Origin of the sequence: Rhodococcus sp. C-2, from assembly GCF_027854095.1 — a bacterium.
In the GTDB taxonomy this organism is placed as follows: domain Bacteria; phylum Actinomycetota; class Actinomycetes; order Mycobacteriales; family Mycobacteriaceae; genus Rhodococcus_F; species Rhodococcus_F qingshengii.
The window spans coordinates 252,093-272,527 of sequence record NZ_JAQGFI010000001.1; the positions used below are offsets into that span (position 1 = coordinate 252,093).

7 protein-coding genes are annotated in these 20,435 nt (G+C 64.0%); all 7 read right to left on the bottom strand.

The window, feature by feature from the left end; genetic code table 11:
• Positions 1-14,286: a non-ribosomal peptide synthetase gene (locus PCS43_RS01040; protein ID WP_209908629.1), complete on the bottom strand. Its 14,286-nt coding sequence runs from the start codon at positions 14,284-14,286 to the stop codon at positions 1-3.
• A gap of 339 nt (positions 14,287-14,625) precedes the next feature.
• Positions 14,626-15,048, bottom strand: coding sequence for a metal-sulfur cluster assembly factor (locus PCS43_RS01045; RefSeq protein WP_003944963.1), 423 nt, complete (start codon positions 15,046-15,048; stop codon positions 14,626-14,628).
• On the bottom strand, positions 15,045-15,548 hold the full coding sequence (gene sufU / locus PCS43_RS01050) for a Fe-S cluster assembly sulfur transfer protein SufU (protein ID WP_003944894.1): 504 nt from the start codon (positions 15,546-15,548) through the stop codon (positions 15,045-15,047). Before sufU ends, PCS43_RS01045 begins: the two co-directional genes overlap by 4 nt.
• 3 nt (positions 15,549-15,551) lie before the next feature.
• Positions 15,552-16,817, bottom strand: coding sequence for a cysteine desulfurase (locus PCS43_RS01055; protein ID WP_003944865.1), 1,266 nt, complete (start codon positions 16,815-16,817; stop codon positions 15,552-15,554).
• 5 nt (positions 16,818-16,822) lie between these two features.
• Positions 16,823-17,629: a Fe-S cluster assembly ATPase SufC gene (sufC, locus tag PCS43_RS01060; RefSeq protein WP_003944795.1), complete on the bottom strand. Its 807-nt coding sequence runs from the start codon at positions 17,627-17,629 to the stop codon at positions 16,823-16,825.
• Between the two features lie 61 nt (positions 17,630-17,690).
• Positions 17,691-18,911 carry a Fe-S cluster assembly protein SufD gene (sufD, locus tag PCS43_RS01065; protein ID WP_209908626.1) on the bottom strand — a complete coding sequence of 407 codons (1,221 nt, stop codon included), beginning with the start codon at positions 18,909-18,911 and terminating at the stop codon, positions 17,691-17,693.
• Positions 18,911-20,371, bottom strand: a complete 1,461-nt coding sequence (sufB, locus tag PCS43_RS01070) for a Fe-S cluster assembly protein SufB (protein WP_003944799.1) — start codon at positions 20,369-20,371, stop codon at positions 18,911-18,913. Before sufB ends, sufD begins: the two co-directional genes overlap by 1 nt.
• Positions 20,372-20,435: the final 64 nt, after the last annotated feature.

The following is a 20,435-nucleotide window of genomic DNA, read 5'->3' on the forward strand; positions in this document are numbered from 1 at the left end:
TCAGCCGCGCACGTCTTGGACCTCGATCAGAGCGTCCAACTCTGCGTCGACGTCCGGAGCCGCGTGACGACCCGTTCCGACCGCAAGGTTGATCACGGGTCCGATCGCCTCCAGACCTGCCTCGGTGAACATTTCGGCGTGTGACGTGGGCACCGGACGGTCGATGATCACCCCGGAGACGAACGGTCGCCACGCCGACGCGGTTCGCAGCGGGTCGAAGGTGTCGGCGTGTGCCGAGAAGAACAGCAGATCGCCCACGAACTTGCCCGGGCGGTATCGGTGAGCCAGTTCGGCGCCTGCGGAGTATTCCTCGAACAGTCGCTCGATCCGATCGCTCGAGACCAAGGGGGGATCGCCGATGGCTTCGCGCAAGAGTGCTTCGGCGTCCTCGGGTGTCAGATCACGCTCGCCGGTGTCCGGGACCGAGATCCCCAACCCGCCGATCAGTTCGGCGAGAGAAGGCTGCGCGCCCGCCATCGTCGGGTCTTCGAGAACGAAGCTGTCGAGCAGAATCAGGTCGGCGACGCTCTCACCCGCGGCTTGCAACTGCACCGCCGCCGCGTGAGCGATCAATCCGCCGATCGACCACCCCAGCAGGTGATACGGACCGTGCGGCTGAACTCCGCGAATTTCCTCGACGTACCGCGCCGCGAAGTCCTCGATCAGCTCCGCCCGAAATTCGGAGTCCGTCAGGACCGGCGACTGCAGGCCGTAGAGCGGCCGGCTGGAGTCGACGTAGCGATCGAGCGCTCCGTAGCACCAGGCCAATCCGATGGCCGGATGGATGCAGAACAGTGGCTCGGCGCGGCCTTCCGGACGTAGTGGCAGGACTACCGCAAGTGCGGAGGTATCCGCGTCACTTGTCACAACTGTTGCCTCGAGTTCGAAGAGTCTGCGCGCCAATGCCTCCGGAGTCGGGTCGGAGAATATCCACGCGACGGGGACGGTCATGCTGGTGCGTTCTTTGATGGCAGCGACCAAACGCGTTGCCATGAGTGAGTTGCCGCCGAGTTCGAAGAAACTCGAATCGGCGTACGTGTCTACGTCGGCCAGATCGAGTACCTCCGCGAAAGCAGCGCAGATCGCGATCTCGTCGCTGCCTTCCGGACTGCGTCCACTCGGCGACTCCCAGTTGGGAGCAGGCAGAGCGCTGCGATCGAGCTTGCCCGCCGGTGTGGTCGGGACTGCGCCGATCACGACAACAGCGGACGGGATCATGTGCGCAGGCAGCGATATACCTGCGTGACGGCGCAGCGCGGCGGCGTCGAATTCCGCATGTGCCGGGACGACGTACGCGACGATCCGAGCGTCGACGCCCTCCCCGACGACGACGCTGACAGCCGAATGCACGGACGCTTCCGCTGCCAGCACCGCGTCGATTTCTCCGAGTTCGATTCGGAACCCTCGGATCTTGACCTGGTGGTCTGCGCGTCCGAGGTAGATCAGTGCCCCTGAGCGATCTTCGCGCACAAGATCCCCGGTGCGGTACATCCGAGCGCCTTCGGGTCCATGCGGGTCGGCGACGAAGCGCGCGGCTGTGAGTGCGGGGTTGCCGAGGTACCCGCGGGCGAGACCGTCGCCGCTGACGTAGAGCTCACCGACGACCTGGCCGGGAACCGAGTGCAGTCGGGAATCGAGAATCATCGCGTCCACGCCGCGGATCGGGCCGCCGATCGTCACAGGCTCCCCCGCGACCAGCGAATCACTGATGGTGACTGCGACGGTGGCCTCGGTCGGGCCGTACGCGTTGAACATTCGGCGCCCCGGTGCCCACCGAGATACGAGGTCGGCGGAACAGGCGTCGCCGCCGACGACGACGGCTTCGAGATGGTCGAGCCCGGCGGGATCGACAGTCGCCAAGGCGGCTGGAGTCACGAAAGCATGGGTGATCGTCTGCTCGTCGAGCAGTTCGTGCAATTCGACACCGCCGAGAACTGTCGGAGGCGCTATCACCATCGTTGCGCCGGCGCCGAAAGCCAGAAGGAGCTCGAGAACCGACGCGTCGAAGCTCGTCGAGGCGAAGCTCAGAGCGCGAGAGTGCGCGGTGACGCCGAAACGCTCCCGCTGTTCGTCGGCAAACGCTGCCAGTCCCGCGTGAGTGACCAACACGCCCTTGGGTTTTCCTGTCGAGCCCGAGGTGTAGATCAAGTAGGCCGGGTTGTCGAACTCGAGTGGCGCGTCCGGCAGTGTCTCGGAATGGACTGCCTCGATTTCGGTGGTGAATTCGATCGCATCCAACTCGATCCACGATGTGACGCCAGGAAGGTCGGCCGCATACTCGCCCCTGGTGATACCGAGTACCGCTCCACTGTCGGTGAGCATGTGCTCGATCCGCTCGGCGGGGTACGCCGGATCCACGGGAAGAAACACTCCGCCGGCTTTCGCTACGGCCCAGAGCGCGATCACATAGTCGGCCGACCTCGGAAGCGCCAGTGCCACCATCATTTCCGGCGCTATTCCGCGAGCGATCAACGCAAACGCCATAGCGTCGGAGCGTCGGTCGAGTTCGCCGTACGTGAGCGTGACGGATGTGGCGACGTCGACGATTGCCGGAGCGTGCGGATCGGCAGCGCCGCGAAGCAGCAACTCCGGCAAGGTCAAGGCATCGCCGGCCGGACGTCCGGGCAACGCACGCAGGCGACGTCCCGCAAGATCCACGTCACCGACGACGGCGGAGGGCTGGGCAGTCAGTGTCTCGACGATCGTTTCCAGCATCACTGCAAACGACTCCGCCGTATCGGTGTCGAAGAGATCCTTCGCGTAGGTGAGGGAGGCCTCGTAGCCGCCGCCTTCCTCCGCGGTCTGTTCGACAACGGTGAACTGCAGGTCGTACTTGGCGATGTCCGGTGTGATCTCGTGGGCACGAACGGCAAGTCCAGGCAGGTCCCACGTCGTCGGGTGGGCGCCGTGGAACGAGATCATCGTCTGAAACACCGGATGACGGTCGGTGGTCCGGGTCGGCGCCACCACGTCCACGACCTGCTCGAACGGAATGTCCGCGTGGGCGAAGGCGTCGAGATCGACGGAGCGGACAGTACGCAGAACGTCGACGAACGTCGACCCGGGGTCGACCGTCGTGCGCAGTCCGACCGTGCCCACGAACATTCCCACGAGGTCGTCGAGAACTCGGTGTCCTCGCCCGGCGACCGGAGATCCGATCACGATGTCGGTGCTTCGACTCAGCCTGGACAGCAGGACGGCATAGGCAGCGTGCAGCACCATGAACGGCGTCGCCGCATTGGCTCCGGCAACCGCCTCGACCGCGATCCGGGTGTGCGCCGGAAGCGAGACCGCCGTGTGGGCACCGCTTAACGACTGGGTGCGCGGGCGCGCTCGATCGCTCGGAAGGTCGATCAATTCAGGTGCTCCCCGCAACGTCTCCCGCCAGTACGACGCCTGTGCCCCGAGCGCGCTCTCGGATTCGTTCACCGAGCCCAGCGCTTCCCGCTGCCAGATGGCGAAGTCCGCGTAGTGCACTTCGAGCGGGGTGAACTCGGGAGCGTGTCCCGAACTTCTCGCGACGTAGGCGGTGAGCACGTCCTTCATCAACGGCGCGATCGACCATCCGTCCGCCGCGATGTGGTGGATCACGATGACAAGTGTGTGGTGCTGCGGCGTCGATTCGAGCAGGAGCGCGCGAACGGGAGCTTGGGTCGTGATGTCGAATCCACGCGACGCGAATTCTCTGGCGAGCTCTGCCGGTTCACGGGTGTCCGCATTTCCGTACTCGAGCGAGGTGAATGCATCCTGGATCACCTGGTGTGGACCGGTGCCGGAGTCGGGGAACACCGTGCGCAGGATTTCGTGTCTTTCGATCACGTCGAGGACCGCAGCTTCGAGGGCCGGGACGTCGAGTGCACCGTCGAGGGAGATCGCAGCAGGGACGTTGTACGCGGGTGAGCCGGGATCCATCTGGTTGAGGAACCAGATGCGTGCTTGCGCGTAGGACAGCGGAATTCGCTCGGGGCGGTCTACGGCGGTGATCGGTGGTAGCGCCTTCGCCCCGGCGGATGTGTCGAGCGCGGTGGCAAGTTCCCGAATTTCGGGGTGCTCGAACAGCATTCGGACAGGTACCTGCCTGCCCAACGACTCGCCGAGTCGCTGGACAAGTCTGGTGGCGAGCAGTGAGTTGCCACCGAGTTCGAAGAAACTGTCCGACGCACTGATCTGTTCGATACCCAGCAGTTCCGCCACGACGCCGGCAACCTGGAGTTCGGTCGCGGTCGTCAGCGGCTCGACACTTCGCTCGGACGAACGCAGTGTCGGCGCCGGCAGCGCCGATCGGTCAAGTTTCCCGACGGGGGTCAGCGGTACGTGATCGATCGGGGTGATCGCCGACGGCACCATGAAGGCGGGCAGTGAGCGGCGCGCATGGCTCAGCAACTCGTCCATATCGACCGCATCGGCACCGAGCACTACGTACGACGCCAACATCGTCTCACCGGAAGCTGCGTCGACGCCCACGGTGACCGCGAACTCGACGCCGGGGTAAGTGCTGAGGACGGAGTCGATCTCGCCCAGTTCGATGCGGAATCCGCGCACTTTCACCTGGTGATCGGAGCGTCCGACGTATTCGATCGTCTCGAGCGGCGTCCACCGAACCAAGTCACCGGTCCGGTACATGCGGGTGCCGGCCGGGCCGAACGGCGCTGCCACGAATCGCGTCGCCGTCAAGGCGGGTTGGTCGAGGTAGCCGCGGGCAAGTCCCAGGCCGGCGATGTAGAGCTCACCGGTGACCCCGACTGGTACCGGCTGAGCCGAGCCGTCGAGAATTACCGCGGACACGCCGCGGACGGGCCCGCCGATGGTCACGGTCTCCCCCACGCTCAAGGCATCACTGATGCAGACCATGACGGTGGTTTCCGTCGGCCCGTAGCCGTTGAACAATCGGCGACCCGGTGCCCACTTACGGACCAGTTCGGGTGGGCATGCCTCGCCACCGACAACGATCGACTGCAAGACGTCCAGCCCGGTGGGATCGACCGAGGCCAGCGCTGCCGGTGTGATGAACGCGTGGGTCACCTGGTGATCGGTGACCAATTCGGCTAGGTCCTGGCCGCCGTAGACGTCGGGAGAGGCGATCACCATCGTCGCGCCTTCACCGACTGCGAGCAGCAGTTCGAGGATGGATGCGTCGAAGCTCGGTGAGGAGAAGTGCAGCGTCCGCGACTGCGCCGAGATGCCGTAACGCGCCGTCTGCTCGGCCGCCAATGCGCTCAGGCCACGGTGAGTGACGCTGACACCCTTGGGCTTTCCTGTCGATCCGGAGGTGTAGATGATGTAGGCGAGGTTGTCGATTCGGATCGGCGCGGCCGGAACCGGCTGCCCGACACCGTCGCCGTGGATGTCGTCCATTGTCATCCACGGAACCGGGCGGGGCAGTGATTCGATCACCGCTTCCGTCGTCACTCCGCGAGTGGCTCCGGAGTCGGTGAGCATGTGCAGAATGCGATCGGCGGGGTATCGCGGATCGACCGGAACAAACGCGGCGCCGGTCAAGGAAACGCCCCACAAGGCGACGATAGAGTCGATCGAGCGCGGAATCGCGATCGCCACAATGTCTTCGGCACCGATCCCTTCCGTGGTCAGACGGCGGGCAAGCGCCGATGCACGGGCGAAGAGATCTCGGTAGAGCACGGTGGTGTCACCGGATCGAAGGGCCACCGAATCGCCTGAACGGGTGGCGGTCCGCGTCAATATTTCGGCCAAGGTACGCGAGGCTGTCCACGCCGGACCGCGAACCGGCATCAGCGACGCCCGCTCGAGGGTGCTGAGGAAATCTAGGTCGCCGATCGCGGTCTCCGGATCTGCGGCGACGGCGCGGGCCACCGACTGCACACGCGCGGCGATCGTTTCCGCGGTGGCAATGTCGAAGAGCGCCTCGGCGAACCTGAGCGACCCGGTGATCTCGGTCTTCTCGGAATCGCCTGCCAGCAGGGTGAACTCGAGGTCGAACTTCGCGACGGACGGTTCGAGTGCTTGCGCTTCGAGATGCGCGTCGTGGACCGTGACCTGCGGCGAAACCACGTTCTGGTGATACGACAGCATGACCTGGAACAGGGGGTGTCGCGTAGTCGACCGGTCGAGATCGAGGGCGTCGACCAGCACCTCGAAGGGCAGCTCGGGGTGCGCAAAGGCGGCAAGGTCGCGTTCACGGACGACCTCGAGCAGAGAGGTGAACGGCGCTCGGTGATCGACCGGCGTGCGAAGCGGTACCGAATTGACGAACATCCCGATCAGAGAATCCAGCTCGGGTCGCCCGCGGCCTGCCACCGGGGTGCCGACCACCACGTCGTCGGTTGCACCGAGACGCGCGAGAACAACCGCCAGGATCGCGTGTACGACCATGAACTGCGTCGAGCCACTGCGCCTCGCCAAGGCGGCGAGACGCTCCCCGGTCGCCGCGTCGATGACGATCGGCACCGATCCCACGGCGGTCGTGGAGACAGATCCGCGTGGGCGATCGACCGGTAGCAGTACCTCGTCCGGGGCACCAGCCATGGCAGTGGTCCAGAAGGTCAGTTCGCGGGCAACCAGAGACTCCTGGTCGCCGACCTGTCCGAGCGAGTCTTGCTGCCACACCGCGTAGTCGGCGTACTGCACGTCGAGCGGTGTGAAAACCGGGGCGGCTCCGACGACGCGTGCGGAGTACGCCGCGACGAAATCTGTCGCAAAGGGAGTCAGGGACCAGCCGTCGAAGGCGATGTGATGGATGACGACGACCAGTACGTGAGCGAAAGTGTCCTCGCGCACCAGCATGGCCCGAATCGGCAGATCCGAACCGAGATCGAACCCACGCGCCGCGAACTCCGTCGTCGCGGATTCGATACCTTCGGATCCGCGGTAGCGCTCGACGGAGAACTGCACGTCGGAAATTGCTCGGATGACCTGACTCGGGCCGTCGGCGCTGTCGACGTAGATCGTTCGAAGCACCTCATGGCGTGCAATGACGTCCGCAAGCGCCTCCTCGAGTGCATCGCCGTGGATGTCTCCGGTGATCCGGATCGCGAACGGAATGTTGTAGACCGCGGACTGCGGGTCGAAGCGATTGACGAACCACAGCCGCTGTTGCGCAGCGGAGAGCGGTAGGCGGTCCGGGCGAGCACCGGCGCTCAGGGCAGGTCGATCGTCTGATTCTTCGGCGCTCGCCGCCAGACGTGCAGCGAGCGCTTCGACGGTCGGTGCTTCGAAGATCGAGCGCACGTCCACGGTGAGTCCCGTCGCTGCGCTCAACCGCGCGGACACCTGCGTCGCGACGAGCGAGTTGCCCCCGAGATCGAAGAAGCTGTCTCCTGCTCGGACCTCGGGTACGTCGAGCAGTGAAGCAAAAACGTCGGCAACGGTTCGTTCGAGTCCGGCCTCGGGTTCACGGCCCGTTCCGAGGATTTCGCGCGGTATCGGCGTCGGCAACGCTCTGCGATCGAGTTTGCCGACCGGAGTCAACGGAATGGCGTCGATCGGGGTGATCGACGACGGAATCATGTAGCGCGGCAGCGTGTCGGCGAGTCCCACGAACAGCGACTCGATATCAGCGTCGCCGCTCAGCAACACGTACGACGCCAGAGTGGTACCCGCGGCGGATTCGACGGGAATCGTCGTGGCGAACTGGACGAGGGGGGAATCCATCAGAGCAGCGTCGATCTCGCCGAGTTCGATGCGGAACCCGCGGATCTTGAGCTGATGATCGCTGCGGCCCACGTAGCGAAGGGTCAGGTCCTTGGTCCAGCGGACCAGGTCACCGGTTCTGTACATCCGGGCACCGGGCGTCGAGTACGGATGCGCGACAAACCGATCCGACGTCAGCGCGGGACGAAGGTGGTAACCACGTGCAAGGCCCGGCCCACCGATGTACAGCTCGCCGACGCCGCCGATCGGGACCGGTTGCAGCCGAGAGTCGAGCACCACGGCGTCGATTCCGCGGATGGGACCGCCGATGGTGATCGGCTCCCCCGGTGAGAGTGGGTCACTGATGGCAACCATGACAGTGGTTTCGGTCGGACCGTATCCGTTGTGCAGTCTGCGCCCGTTGCCCCAGCTCGAGACCAATTCCGGCGTGCACACGTCGCCGCCGACGACTACGCATTCCAGTGCCGTCACGCCCGCCGGATCGACGGTCGCCAGCGCAGCCGGAGTAATGAAGGCATGAGTGACCTCGTGGCTTCGGAGGAACTCGCTCAACGCCTCCCCTCCGTAGATGTCGGGAGGGGCGATCACCATCGTCGCGCCGGTCGAACCGGCGAGCAGTAGCTCGAGTACGGCGCCGTCGAAGCTCGGTGACGCAAAATGCAGAGTTCGCGACCCGGCGGTGATCCGGTACCGATCCTGTTGTTCGCGAGCAAGATTGGCCAAACCCGCGTGAGTGACGACGGTGCCCTTCGGCACTCCGGTCGAGCCGGAGGTGTAGATGACGTACGCAGCCGACGCCGCAGTGATCGACGCTGTTCTGTCAGCGTCGTCGATGGCAGCGTCGGAGTAGGCGGCACATTCTGCAACCGTGTCCGCGTCGCCGAGGTCGATCCAGACTGCGACGTTCCCACCGGCTGCCGGACCGGCCGCAACCTCGGCGGACCGAATTCCGATCCGCACACCCGAATCCGCGAGCATGTGCGCAACTCGATCTGCGGGATAACGGGGATCGACCGGGACGAAAACGCCACCGGCTTTGGTGACCGACCAGACTGCGAGCACGGAGTCGACCGATCGGGCAACGGCCAGTGCGACCGGTGTCTCGGGGCCGACGCCCAGGTCCATGAGGTATCGAGCGATCCGATTCGATCGACGCTCCAGCTCCCCGTACGAGAGTGAGCGCTCGGAGTCTTCGAGGGCGATCGCGTCGGGATACTTCCTCGCGGTGTCTCCGAGGATCTGCGCCAGCGTCGATTCGCCCACCGAAGCCACACCGCGTCGCGGCAACGTCGCGGCACTCTCCCGCGATCCGAGTACACGAAGGTCACCAACCGGTGCAGTCGGTTCCGACACTGCCGATTCCACGAGGGTTACGAAGTTTCGCGCCAAGGCTTCGACGGTCGCGTTGTCGAACAGGTCGGTGGAATAGGTGAACGTGGCATCGATTCCTGCTGCGGCCCCGGCCTCGTGACGTTCGGTGACGGTGAGCTCGAGGTCGAACTTGGTCAGCCCCGTCTCGACTGCCCGCGCCGTCATCGACACCCCTGCCAGTTCGGCTGTGTGGGTGGTGGCTATCCGCGAGGTGATGGCCGCTTGAAAGACCGGGTGGTGTGCGGGCGAGCGGTCCAGTTCGAGCGCGTCCACGACGACGTCGAAAGGCACGTCCGCATTGTCGAAGGCATCCACGTCGACGGCCCTGACCTGTGACAGGTGTGCGGCGAACGTTGCGTCCCGATCGACGACGGTCCGCAGGGCAAGAGTGTTGACGAACATGCCGACGAGCAGATCGAGAGATCTGTCCCCTCGTCCGGCCACCGGTGTTCCGATGACGATGTCGTCCGTGCCGCTGTACCTGGCCAGAAGCAGGGCGAAGCACGCGTGCAGGGCGATGAACGGCGTGGCGTCGTGATCGGCGGCAAGTACAACGAGCTTCTGATGCGTGGAAGCGCCGATTCTGATGTCGACTCCGGCTCCGCGCATGGTCGGGTCGAGTGCGCGCGGACAGTCCGTCGGCAGGTGGAGCTGCTCGGGTGCTCCTGCCAGCTGCCGCTTCCAGAACGTGATCTGTGAGTGGGCAAGCGATTCGGTGGATGCCGTGTCCCCGAGGTGTTCTCGGTGCCAGAGCGTGTAGTCGGCGTACTGCACTGGAAGCGGTGCCCACTGCGGGCTGTTGCCGCCGACGCGAGCGGCGTAAGCGCCGGTGAGATCAGCAGCCAACGGGGCGAGTGACCAACCGTCGGCCACCATGTGATGCAGAACCACTACGAGGACAGCTTCCTCCTCATCGCCTTCCTTCTCGGCGGCGACATTGATCAGCAGGTAGCGCACCGGACGTTCGCGGACCAGATCGAAACCGGCCGAAGAGAATTCGAAGATCACTCTCTCGAGGCTTCCGCGTTCCACGTCGATCGACTCGAGCCCTGCGATCCCCTCGCCCAGGCCCAGAACCTTCTGCGTCGCGTTGTCCCCAACCTGAGGAAACACGGTGCGTAGTGACTCGTGACGTGTCACGACGTCCACGATCGCGGCACTGAGTGCGTCGGGATCGACGGCGCCGCGCAACGACACCGCCAGTGGAATGTTGTACGCACCTGATTCCGGTGCCACGCGGTTCAGGAACCACAGTCGCTGCTGCGCGGGAGCGAGAGGCAGTACAGCCGGCCGGGCCACGACCTGAATACCGTCGGCGACCGGGGTCTGTGCCGCACGCTCGATCGTCGCCGCGATCCCGGACACCGTGGGATGGTCGAAGAGTGCACGCAGCGGCATTTTAACCCCGGTGGCTTCGGTCAAGCGCGCTACCGCCGTCGTCGCTACCAGCGAGTTTCCGCCCAGATGGAAGAAATTATCGTCGAGTCCGAGCGGTCCACTACCCAGGATGTCAGCCAGAACCGCCGCAACCTTGCCCTCGGTCGGGGTCGTCGGGGGTCGGAAGACCTTGGTGGAGGCCAGGATAGGCGAAGGCAGCGCACGCCGGTCCAGTTTTCCGTTGGTGGTCAACGGAATCGAATCGAGGACCATGAAGGCATCGGGAACCATGTAGGTCGGGAGGGCTTCGGCGGCGTGAGCTCGGAGGGCTTCGGCGTCCACGACGTCGGAAGCGGTCACATAGGTCACGAGAGCGCCGCCCGCCGGCGTCGGAGCCACGACGGTCACGGCGTCGTCGATTCCCGGCGCGCCGAGGATGACGGAATCGATTTCGCCGAGTTCGATCCGGAATCCGCGGATCTTGACCTGCGCGTCGCCGCGTCCGAGGTACTCGAGTTGTCCGGGCGCAATCCATCGTGCGCGGTCGCCGGACCGGTACAACCGTCGTCCGCCGGCATTGAAAGGATCGGCAACGAACCGGCCCGCGGTGAGGTCTGGACGGCCGAGATAGCCACGGGCGAGTTGACCGCCGGCGACATAGATCTCCCCCGCGATCCCCACCGGGACCGGGGAGAGATGCTCGTCGAGCAGGTACACACGAAGTCCGTCGATCGCGTCACCGATCCGGCTGCCGGTCAGCGCACTCGCGCTCGCCCGGTCGAGTTCGAGATGGGTGACGTGCACCGTCGTCTCGGTGATGCCGTACATGTTGACGAGTGCAGGCGCGGATTCCGTGTGACTTTCGTACCCCGGGTGATTGTCGTACCAGCGCCCGAGGCGACGAAGATCCAAGGCTTCGCCACCGAAGATCACGTACCGGAGCCGGGTCTCCGAATCGGCTCGAAGGTCGGCTTCGATGTACTGGTAGAAGGCCGAGGGCGTCTGATTGAGCACGGTGACGCCTTCTGCGGCGACCAGCGCCCGGAAGGCGTCAGGGTCGCGTGATACCTCGTGATCGACCAGGACCAGCGTTCCGCCGTGGAGCAGCGCGCCCCACAGTTCCCAGACCGAGAAGTCGAAGGCGAACGAGTGGAACATCGTCCACACGTCGTTGCCGTCGAATCCGAATTCGACGTGCGTGTTCTCGAACAATCGCACCACGGTGGCGTGGGTGACGGAGACACCTTTGGGTCGGCCCGTCGACCCCGAGGTGTAGATCACGTACGCCAGATTGTCGGCTCCGTGTCCGCGCGGGCGCTCATCGGTTTCCAGACTCTCACCGGAGTATTCGTCGGATTCGACGCCGACGACCACCACGTCAGAGTTCGGGAAGGCGGAGTTCGGGAAAGTGGAATCGGAGATGACGCACACCGGTTGCGCATCCTCGACCACGTATGCCAAACGCTCGGCGGGGTGTGCACGATCGAGTGGGAGGTATCCGCCGCCGGCCTTCACTACCGCGACAGCGGCAACGATCATGTCCACGGATTTCGGCAGCATGATTCCGACCAACGACTCGGATTGCACGCCATGATCGACGAGCTTGCGCGCCAACTGATTCGATCGTCGATCGAGTTCGCGGTACGACACGCGCTCGCTGCCCGCGACCACGGCGATCGCTTCCGGGGTCGCCCGAATGCGGTCGGAAAGGATCTCGGAGAGCGTTCGGACCGGGGTAATCGGCAGAACGGGCGGCACCAGCGCCTGGCGCGCCTCCGGGCGCAGTAGATCCACTGAGCCGAGCGCCGAGTGCGGAGTACCGACCATCGCGGTCAAGATTCGTAGATAACGGTCGGCGAGGTCCTCGGCTTGCTCTTTCGTGCCGAGCCAATCCAGAACACCGGAGATCGGCTGATCGAAATCGGCATGCTCACCAGTCGGAATCGCCAGGGAGACAAACAGTTCCGGCACGGTGGCCAGATCCGATCCGATAGGCGCACCGACCATGAGCCCCGGAAATCTCGGGTGAGCATCCAGCGGCTCCTCGAAACAGACCATCGCCCGGAACAACGGGCCCGTCTCGACCCAGCGGCCGTCACCGAGTGCGGCGGTCACCGAAGACAGAAGAATGTCTGCGTGTTCGAGAGCTTCGATTGCGACGGTGTCCACCGCACCGACCAGGTCGGTGAGCGTCATGGTGTTCGACACCGTCGAGCGAAGCACCAACTGGTTGGCGAACATCGAGACGAAATCGTCCGGATTGGAGGCGCCGTACCCTCGGACCGAGACGCCGATCGACACCTCGTCGGCCGAACCGACGCGGCGCAGCAGTCCGGCCATCGCAGACTGGAACAGCACGAACAGACTCGTGTTCATCGTCGTCGCCATCGTCTCGAGGCTCCGGCAGAGGCCTGCCTCGATCTCGAGGGGCGTGGACGTTCGACCGGTTCCGGCGACGACCGGCAAACCCAGTTCCTCGGCGGGGTTCGACAAGGTCGCAGACCAGTACTCGACGTTGCGGGCGTGTTGGACTTCGGCGATCCATTTCCCCGCGGCGTCGGGGTCGATGTCCATCAATCGAGTTCCCGATTCTGCGGCGCAGAATAATTCGAGGAATTCGAGGAAACGCCGGTGGTGACGCGAGATGTCCTCGTTGGTGTACAGGTCTGGGTTCGCGGCGAAGTCGATCTGGATCTCTTCGGCTGCGGAAGTCTGATAGACGTTGACGGAGAGGTCTTCGATCGGCCCGGTCGAGATCACGTTCAGTTCGCCGTGCGCGTCCCCGAGAGTGATTCCGGAATGGAACAGCATGAGGTTGATCAACGGCCCGTGGAAGCCTCGTCCGTCGGCGATGCTGTGATCACCGGCGTTGAGGTCGCGTCGTAGGTCCTCGTGGCGGTACTTCTGATGACGCAGTGCGCCGGTGAGTTCGATCTTCACCTCGTGCAGCAGGTCCCCGACCGCGAAATGCGGATCGACGCTCGCACGTATCGGGACGACGTTCGACATCATTCCGCCGGACCTGCGAGCAGCTTTTGTCGTCCGCCCCGAGACCGGCAGGCTGAGGACCACGTCGCGGGTCCCGGTGGCCCGGGCGAGGTAAGCCGCCAGTGCACCGATCACCACTGACGACGTCGTCACGTCGTGGGCGGCGGCCAGCCGTTCGAGGGAGCTCCGCAGTTCCGTAGGTACCGTGGCCGACCGTAGGCGTGACCATGCCTGCGACGGAGCAGTCGAGGACGCGAGCGAGGTTCCGCCCGGTTTGTCGGCCATCTTGGTGTTCCAGTAGTCGCGATCGCGTTCCCACCGGGTTGAGCCCAGATAGTCGGCCTCTGCCTTCACCAACGATTGGAGGGGGGCAGTTACCGCTGGGGGAACTGGTAGATCGCGCACCGCGGCGGTGTAGATCTCGGCTGTGCGGTTCATCATCGACATCGCGCCGAAACCGTCGAGCGCTACGTGATGAATACGGCTGTACCAGTAGTAATGGTCGTCGCGAAGCACCAGGACTGCCAGCCTGACCAGGCGATCGGTGAACGGATCGATGGCAGCAGTGTGCTCTCTGCGCATCCATTCCTGCGCTGCAGATTCCGGATCCGATTCGGCGCGAAGATCGACCACGTCGAGGGAGTCGTCCATGTCGAGATCGAGCCACTGACGCGCAACCCCGTCCACCTCGACCAGGCGCAGATATCCGGAGCCGATCTCACGACCGGTCTGTTTACTGGCAGCGGTCAGCAGCTCGATGTCGAGCGGGCCGTCCACGTCCACGTACTGAGCGATGCTGACGGGAATCTCGGGTCGAAGCTGTTGTGCGACAAGCAGGGAAAGTTGCGCGGCAGAAAGAGGGAAGGTGAGTTCGTCGTCCGGACGAGCTGCGGAAACGATTCCTCGGTCGGGACTGCCATCCACACGAATCTCCCTCTTACAACTTGATCATGATGCAAACAGGTATATGCGTCCGCTGGACGCTTCGAACTGATCGGGGCACTTCGAAAATGAGACGAATACTTTGGAAAGCTCGGGTGGAAACTGGCAAATCGCCCGCCGGAGATCACATCGTGACAATCAGCTGCGATGTTACCGATCAGTCAGCTTCCAGCAAATATTCATCAAACAACCATTTGGGACTATTGTCCTGAATATCATGGCTAAAACGGCCCTATATAACAAACCGAAGCGCCGGTACCCGACGAACGGGCACCGACGCTCCGGTGAAATGTATTCAGTTGATCGTGCCGAGGTTGCTTGTCAGACCGTGAAGCCGAGTGCGCGCAGTTGCTCGCGTCCGTCTTCGGTGATCTTGTCCGGTCCCCACGGCGGCAACCACACCCAGTTGATCTTCATGTCGGTACACAGATCGCTACGCACAAGTGCGCCGCGCGCCTGGTCCTCGATCACGTCGGTCAACGGGCACGCCGCCGACGTCAAAGTCATGTCGATAGTGACGACACCGTCGTCTTCGAAGAGTCCGTAGACCAAGCCGAGATCGACGACGTTGATTCCCAGTTCGGGATCGACGACGTCGCGCATCGCTTCTTCGAGTTCGTCGAGTCGCTCAGGCGACGGGACAGTGCCACTGCCCTGTGCGCCACCGAATTCCGCAGTGGAATCGGGATTCGGATTCACCGGAGCGCCGACCTCGGCGTCCTGCACTGGTTGTGTCTCGGTCATGATCCCTGTCCTTCAGTCGTGTCGACCAATTCACTGCTGCTGTCCGCCGTCGTCACAGCACTGCCGTCGACAATCTGGACTACAGCATCCTTGAATGCCATCCATCCGAGCAAGGCGCACTTCACGCGTGCCGGATACTTCGAGACTCCGACGAACGCGATACCGTCGCCGAGAACGTCCTCGTCCCCCTCGACGGTGCCCCGACTGCTCACCATCTCGTTGAACGCCGTCACCGTCTTCAGTGCGTCGGTGACCTGCATCCCGATGACGAGGTCGTTGAGCACCGACGTCGACGCCTGGCTGATCGAACAACCCTGACCGTCGTACGAGACGTCGGAGACCGTTCCGTCCTCGGATATCTGGACGCGCAACGTCACCTCGTCGCCACACGTCGGGTTGACGTGGTGCACCTCGGCGCCGAACGGCTCACGGAGTCCGCGGCCGTGCGGATGTTTGTAGTGATCGAGGATCACTTCCTGATACATCTGCTCCATGCGCATGATTCAGTTCAACTCCCCTGCGACACCGAAAAATTCCTGCGCACGCTTGATCGCGGCAACGAGAACATCGATTTCCGCGGTGGTGTTGTAGAGCGCAAACGACGCACGGGCCGTCGCAGCGACACCGAACTTACGATGCAGCGGCCACGCACAATGGTGTCCGACGCGAATCGCGACGCCCTCGTCGTCGAGGATCTGTCCGAGGTCGTGGGCGTGAATACCGTCCACGACAAAGGAAATCGCTCCGCCGCGGTTCTCGGACGTCTGCGGTCCGATGATGCGCAGACCTTCGATCGCCGACAACTTTTCGAGAGCAGCCTCCACCAACACGTGCTCGTGCGCGGCGACTGCGTCCATCCCGAAGGTGTTCAGGTAATCCACGGCAGCGCCCAACCCGACCACCTGTGAGGTCATCGGTACGCCGGCTTCGAAACGCTGAGGCGGTGGCGCGTAAGTGCTGACCTCCATGGTGACCGTCTCGATCATCGAGCCACCGGTGATGAACGGAGGCATCGCTGCCAGCAGTTCACGACGGCCGTAGAGAACTCCGACCCCCGAAGGGCCGAGCATCTTGTGACCGGAGAACGCCGCGTAGTCCACTCCCAGTTCGTGGAAGTCGACCGCCATGTGAGGCACCGACTGGCACGCGTCGAGCACGACGAGCGCACCGACGGCGCGTGCTCGTCGCACCAATTCCTCGACGGGCGCGATCGCGCCGGTCACGTTGGACTGGTGGGTGAACGAAACGACCTTCACCGCGTCCGTCAGCTCCAGCGAATCGAGATCGATCCGGCCGTCGTCGGTGACGCCGTACCACTTGAGCGTCGCACCGGTTCGGCGCGCAAGTTCCTGCCAGGGAACGAGGTTGGCGTGGTGTTCGAGTTCGGTGATGACGATTTCGTCGCCAGGACCGACATGGCGGTCGAAGCGATCGTCACCGAGAACGTAGGTCACCAGATTGAGAGCCTCGGTGGCGTTCTTGGTGAACACCAACTCGTCCGAATCCGCACCCACGAAGGAAGCGATGGTGGCGCGAGCATTCTCGTACGCGTCAGTCGCCTCTTCTGCGAGCTGATGAGCACCCCGGTGTACTGCCGCGTTACACGTGGTCAGGAAGTCCCGTTCGGCATCGAGAACCTGGACCGGACGCTGTGAGGTAGCGCCGGAATCCAAGTACACCAAAGGTTTTCCGTCGCGCACGGTTCGCGCCAGGATCGGGAAGTCGGCCCGAACCGCTGTGACGTCGAGCTCGCGCACCGAGGTGGTCATCGTGATTACGCTCCCTGGGTAGCTGCGGTGTCCGCGGTGAAACGAACGTAGCCGTTGGTCTCGAGCTCGTCGGCCAGCTCCGGTCCACCGGACTCGACGATGCGGCCACCGACGAACACGTGAACGAAGTCGGGGTTGATGTAGCGCAGAATGCGCGTGTAGTGCGTGATCAGCAGAACGCCGCCGTTCTCGCGCTCCTTGTAGCGGTTGACGCCTTCGGAGACGGTGCGCAGAGCGTCGACGTCGAGGCCGGAGTCGGTCTCGTCGAGGATCGCGATCTTCGGCTTGAGCATGCCCAACTGCAGGATCTCGTGGCGCTTCTTCTCGCCACCGGAGAAGCCTTCGTTGACCGAGCGCTCGATGAACGAGGGATCGATCTCGAGCTCGCTGAGGGCTTCCTTGACTTCCTTGACCCAGTGGCGCAGCTTGGGAGCCTCGCCTCGCACGGCCGTAGCGGCGGTGCGCAGGAAGTTGGACATGGAAACGCCGGGAACCTCGACGGGGTACTGCATGGCCAGGAAGAGCCCGGCACGCGCACGCTCGTCGACGCTCATTGCGAGGACGTCTTCACCGTTGAGGGTGATGGAGCCGGACGTGACCTGGTACTTGGGGTGACCGGCGATGGCGTACGACAGAGTCGACTTGCCGGAGCCGTTGGGGCCCATGATCGCGTGGGTCTCCCCCGAGCGGACCGTCAGGTCGACGCCCTTGAGGATCTGGATGGGCTCGGCGTTGGCATCGGAGTTGGCGACCTCGACGTGCAGGTCACGAACCTCGAGGACCGAGGTGGTGGTGTTGTCACTGGTAGACATGAAATTCCTTCAAGATGAGGCGGGCGAGCGTAGCGACGGGGTGGTGTCGCAGGCGGGGCGGTCAGGAGCCGACGGCTGCGAGTTCGGCTTCGACTGCGGCTTCGAGGCGATCGCGCACCTCGGGAACAGCGATCTTGTTGATGATTTCGTGGAAGAACCCACGTACGACCAGACGACGAGCCTGATCCTCCGAGATACCACGAGCACGCAGGTAGAACAGCTGCTCGTCGTCGAAACGTCCCGTTGCACTTGCGTGGCCGGCCCCGACGATCTCACCGGTTTCGATTTCGAGGTTCGGAACCGAGTCGGCGCGGGCGCCGTCGGTCAGCACCAGGTTGCGGTTGAGCTCGAACGTGTCGGTGCCCTCCGCTGCGGCGCGGATGAGAACGTCGCCGATCCACACGGTGTGCGCGTCGGGCTTACCGGATCCGGGATCTCCCTGAAGCGCACCCTTGTAGACCACGTTGGACTTGCAGTTGGGCTGCGAATGATCCACCAGCAGACGCTGTTCCAGATGCTGGCCGGCGTCGGCGAAGTACAGGCCGAGCAGTTCGGCGTCGCCGCCCGGTCCGTCGTACTTGACGGTGGCGGACAGGCGAACCAGGTCGCCGCCCAGGCTGATCGAGGTGTATCGAAGCACTGCGTCGCGGTTCAGGCGAGCGTGGTGTGACGTCACGTGAACTGCGTCGTCCGCCCAGTCCTGGATGGCCACCACGGTCAGCTGCGAACTGTCACCGAGAACGAATTCGATGTTCTCCGCGAAGGTTCCGCTGCCGCGCTGGTCGATCACGAACGTCGCCTTGGCGAACTGCGCCAGACGAATCTGGGTGTGTCCGTAGGCGACGTTGTCGACTCCGGGGCCGGTCATGGTGACCACAACGGGCTTCTCGACCTCGACCTCGGCACCAACCGAGATGACCGTTGCCGTCTCGAAGCTCGAATACGCCTGCGCTGCAATGCGATCAGCGGGAACGCCGGCTTTGCCCAGACGTGCGTCGTCACGCCCGACGGTCTCGACGGTGATGTCGCTTCCGCCGTCGACCTCGACGGTGACCTGTCCGTTGGCGACGGCGCTGCCGTCGTGCAATCCCCGGAGGCGACGCAGCGGGGTGAACCGCCAGATCTCGTCACGTCCGCCGGGAACCTCGAAAGCATTGACGTCGAACGAGGAGAACTGCTCACCCTTGTTCGTGATGGGTGAGCCGGTGGCTGCACCCTTTACAGGAGCGGTCGGGTTCTCCCCGGCAACAGCTCCGATGACTCCGGTCTCTGGCGTGGTCACTAACCCACAGCCCCTTCCATCTGAAGTTCGATAAGGCGGTTGAGCTCGAGCGCGTACTCCATCGGGAGTTCCTTCGCGATGGGCTCGACGAATCCACGCACGATGGTGGCCATCGCCTCGTCCTCGGTCAGTCCGCGGCTCATCAGGTAGAAGAGCTGATCGTCACTGACCTTCGAAACGGTGGCCTCGTGACCCATGGTGACGTCGTCCTCGCGGATGTCGACGTACGGGTAGGTGTCGCTTCGGCTGATCTGGTCGACGAGCAGAGCGTCACACTTGACGGTCGACTTGGAGCCGTGGGCACCCTTGTTGACCTGCACCAGACCGCGGTACGACGCACGTCCACCGCCGCGGGCGACAGACTTGCTGATGATGGTCGAGGACGTGTGCGGCGCGAGGTGGAGCATCTTGGCGCCGGTGTCCTGGTGCTGGCCCTCGCCGGAGAACGCAACGGAGAGAACCTCACCGCGGGCGTACTCGCCCATCAGCCACACGGCCGGGTACTTCATGGTGACCTTGGAGCCGATGTTGCCGTCGACCCACTCCATGGATCCGCCGGCCTCGACCTTGGTGCGCTTGGTCACCAGGTTGTAGACGTTGTTGGACCAGTTCTGGATGGTCGTGTAGCGGCAGTGGCCGCCCTTCTTCACGATGATCTCGACGACGGCCGAGTGCAGTGAATCGGACTTGTAGATCGGCGCGGTGCAACCCTCGACGTAGTGCACGGAGGCATCTTCGTCGACGATGATCAGGGTGCGCTCGAACTGACCCATGTTCTCGGTGTTGATGCGGAAGTACGCCTGCAGCGGGATGTCCACGTGGACTCCCGGCGGAACGTAGATGAACGAGCCGCCCGACCACACGGCGGTGTTCAGCGCGGAGAACTTGTTGTCGCCGGCCGGGATGACCGATCCGAAGTACTCCTTGAACAGCTCCGGGTGCTGCTTGAGACCGGTGTCCGTGTCGAGGAAGATGACGCCCTGCTCCTCGAGGTCCTCACGGATCGAGTGGTAGACGACCTCGGACTCGTACTGAGCTGCGACGCCGGCAACGAGGCGCTGCTTCTCCGCCTCGGGGATGCCGAGCTTGTCGTACGTGTTCTTGATGTCCTCGGGCAGGTCTTCCCACGACTCGGCCTGCTTCTCGCTGGACCGGACGAAGTACTTGATGTTGTCGAAGTGAATACCTTCGAGGTCGCTGCCCCAGTTCGGCATCGGCTTCTTGTCGAAGGTGCGCAGCGCCTTGAGGCGGATGTCGAGCATCCACTCGGGCTCGCTCTTCTTGGCGGAGATGTCCCGCACGACAGCCTCGGACAACCCGCGCTGCGCGCTGGCTCCGGCTTCGTCGGAATCGGACCAGCCGTAGCCGTAATGACCGAGGGACGCGATGGTCTCTTCCTGCGTGAGCGGCTCGGTGCCTGCTGCCGCAGTGGTAGTCGCCTGGTCTGATGTGACGGTCATGCGAGCTCCTTCCGGAGTCTTGTTTCTTGACGGCTGCTCGGTTTCAGCGAGGGCTGGTCGCTGT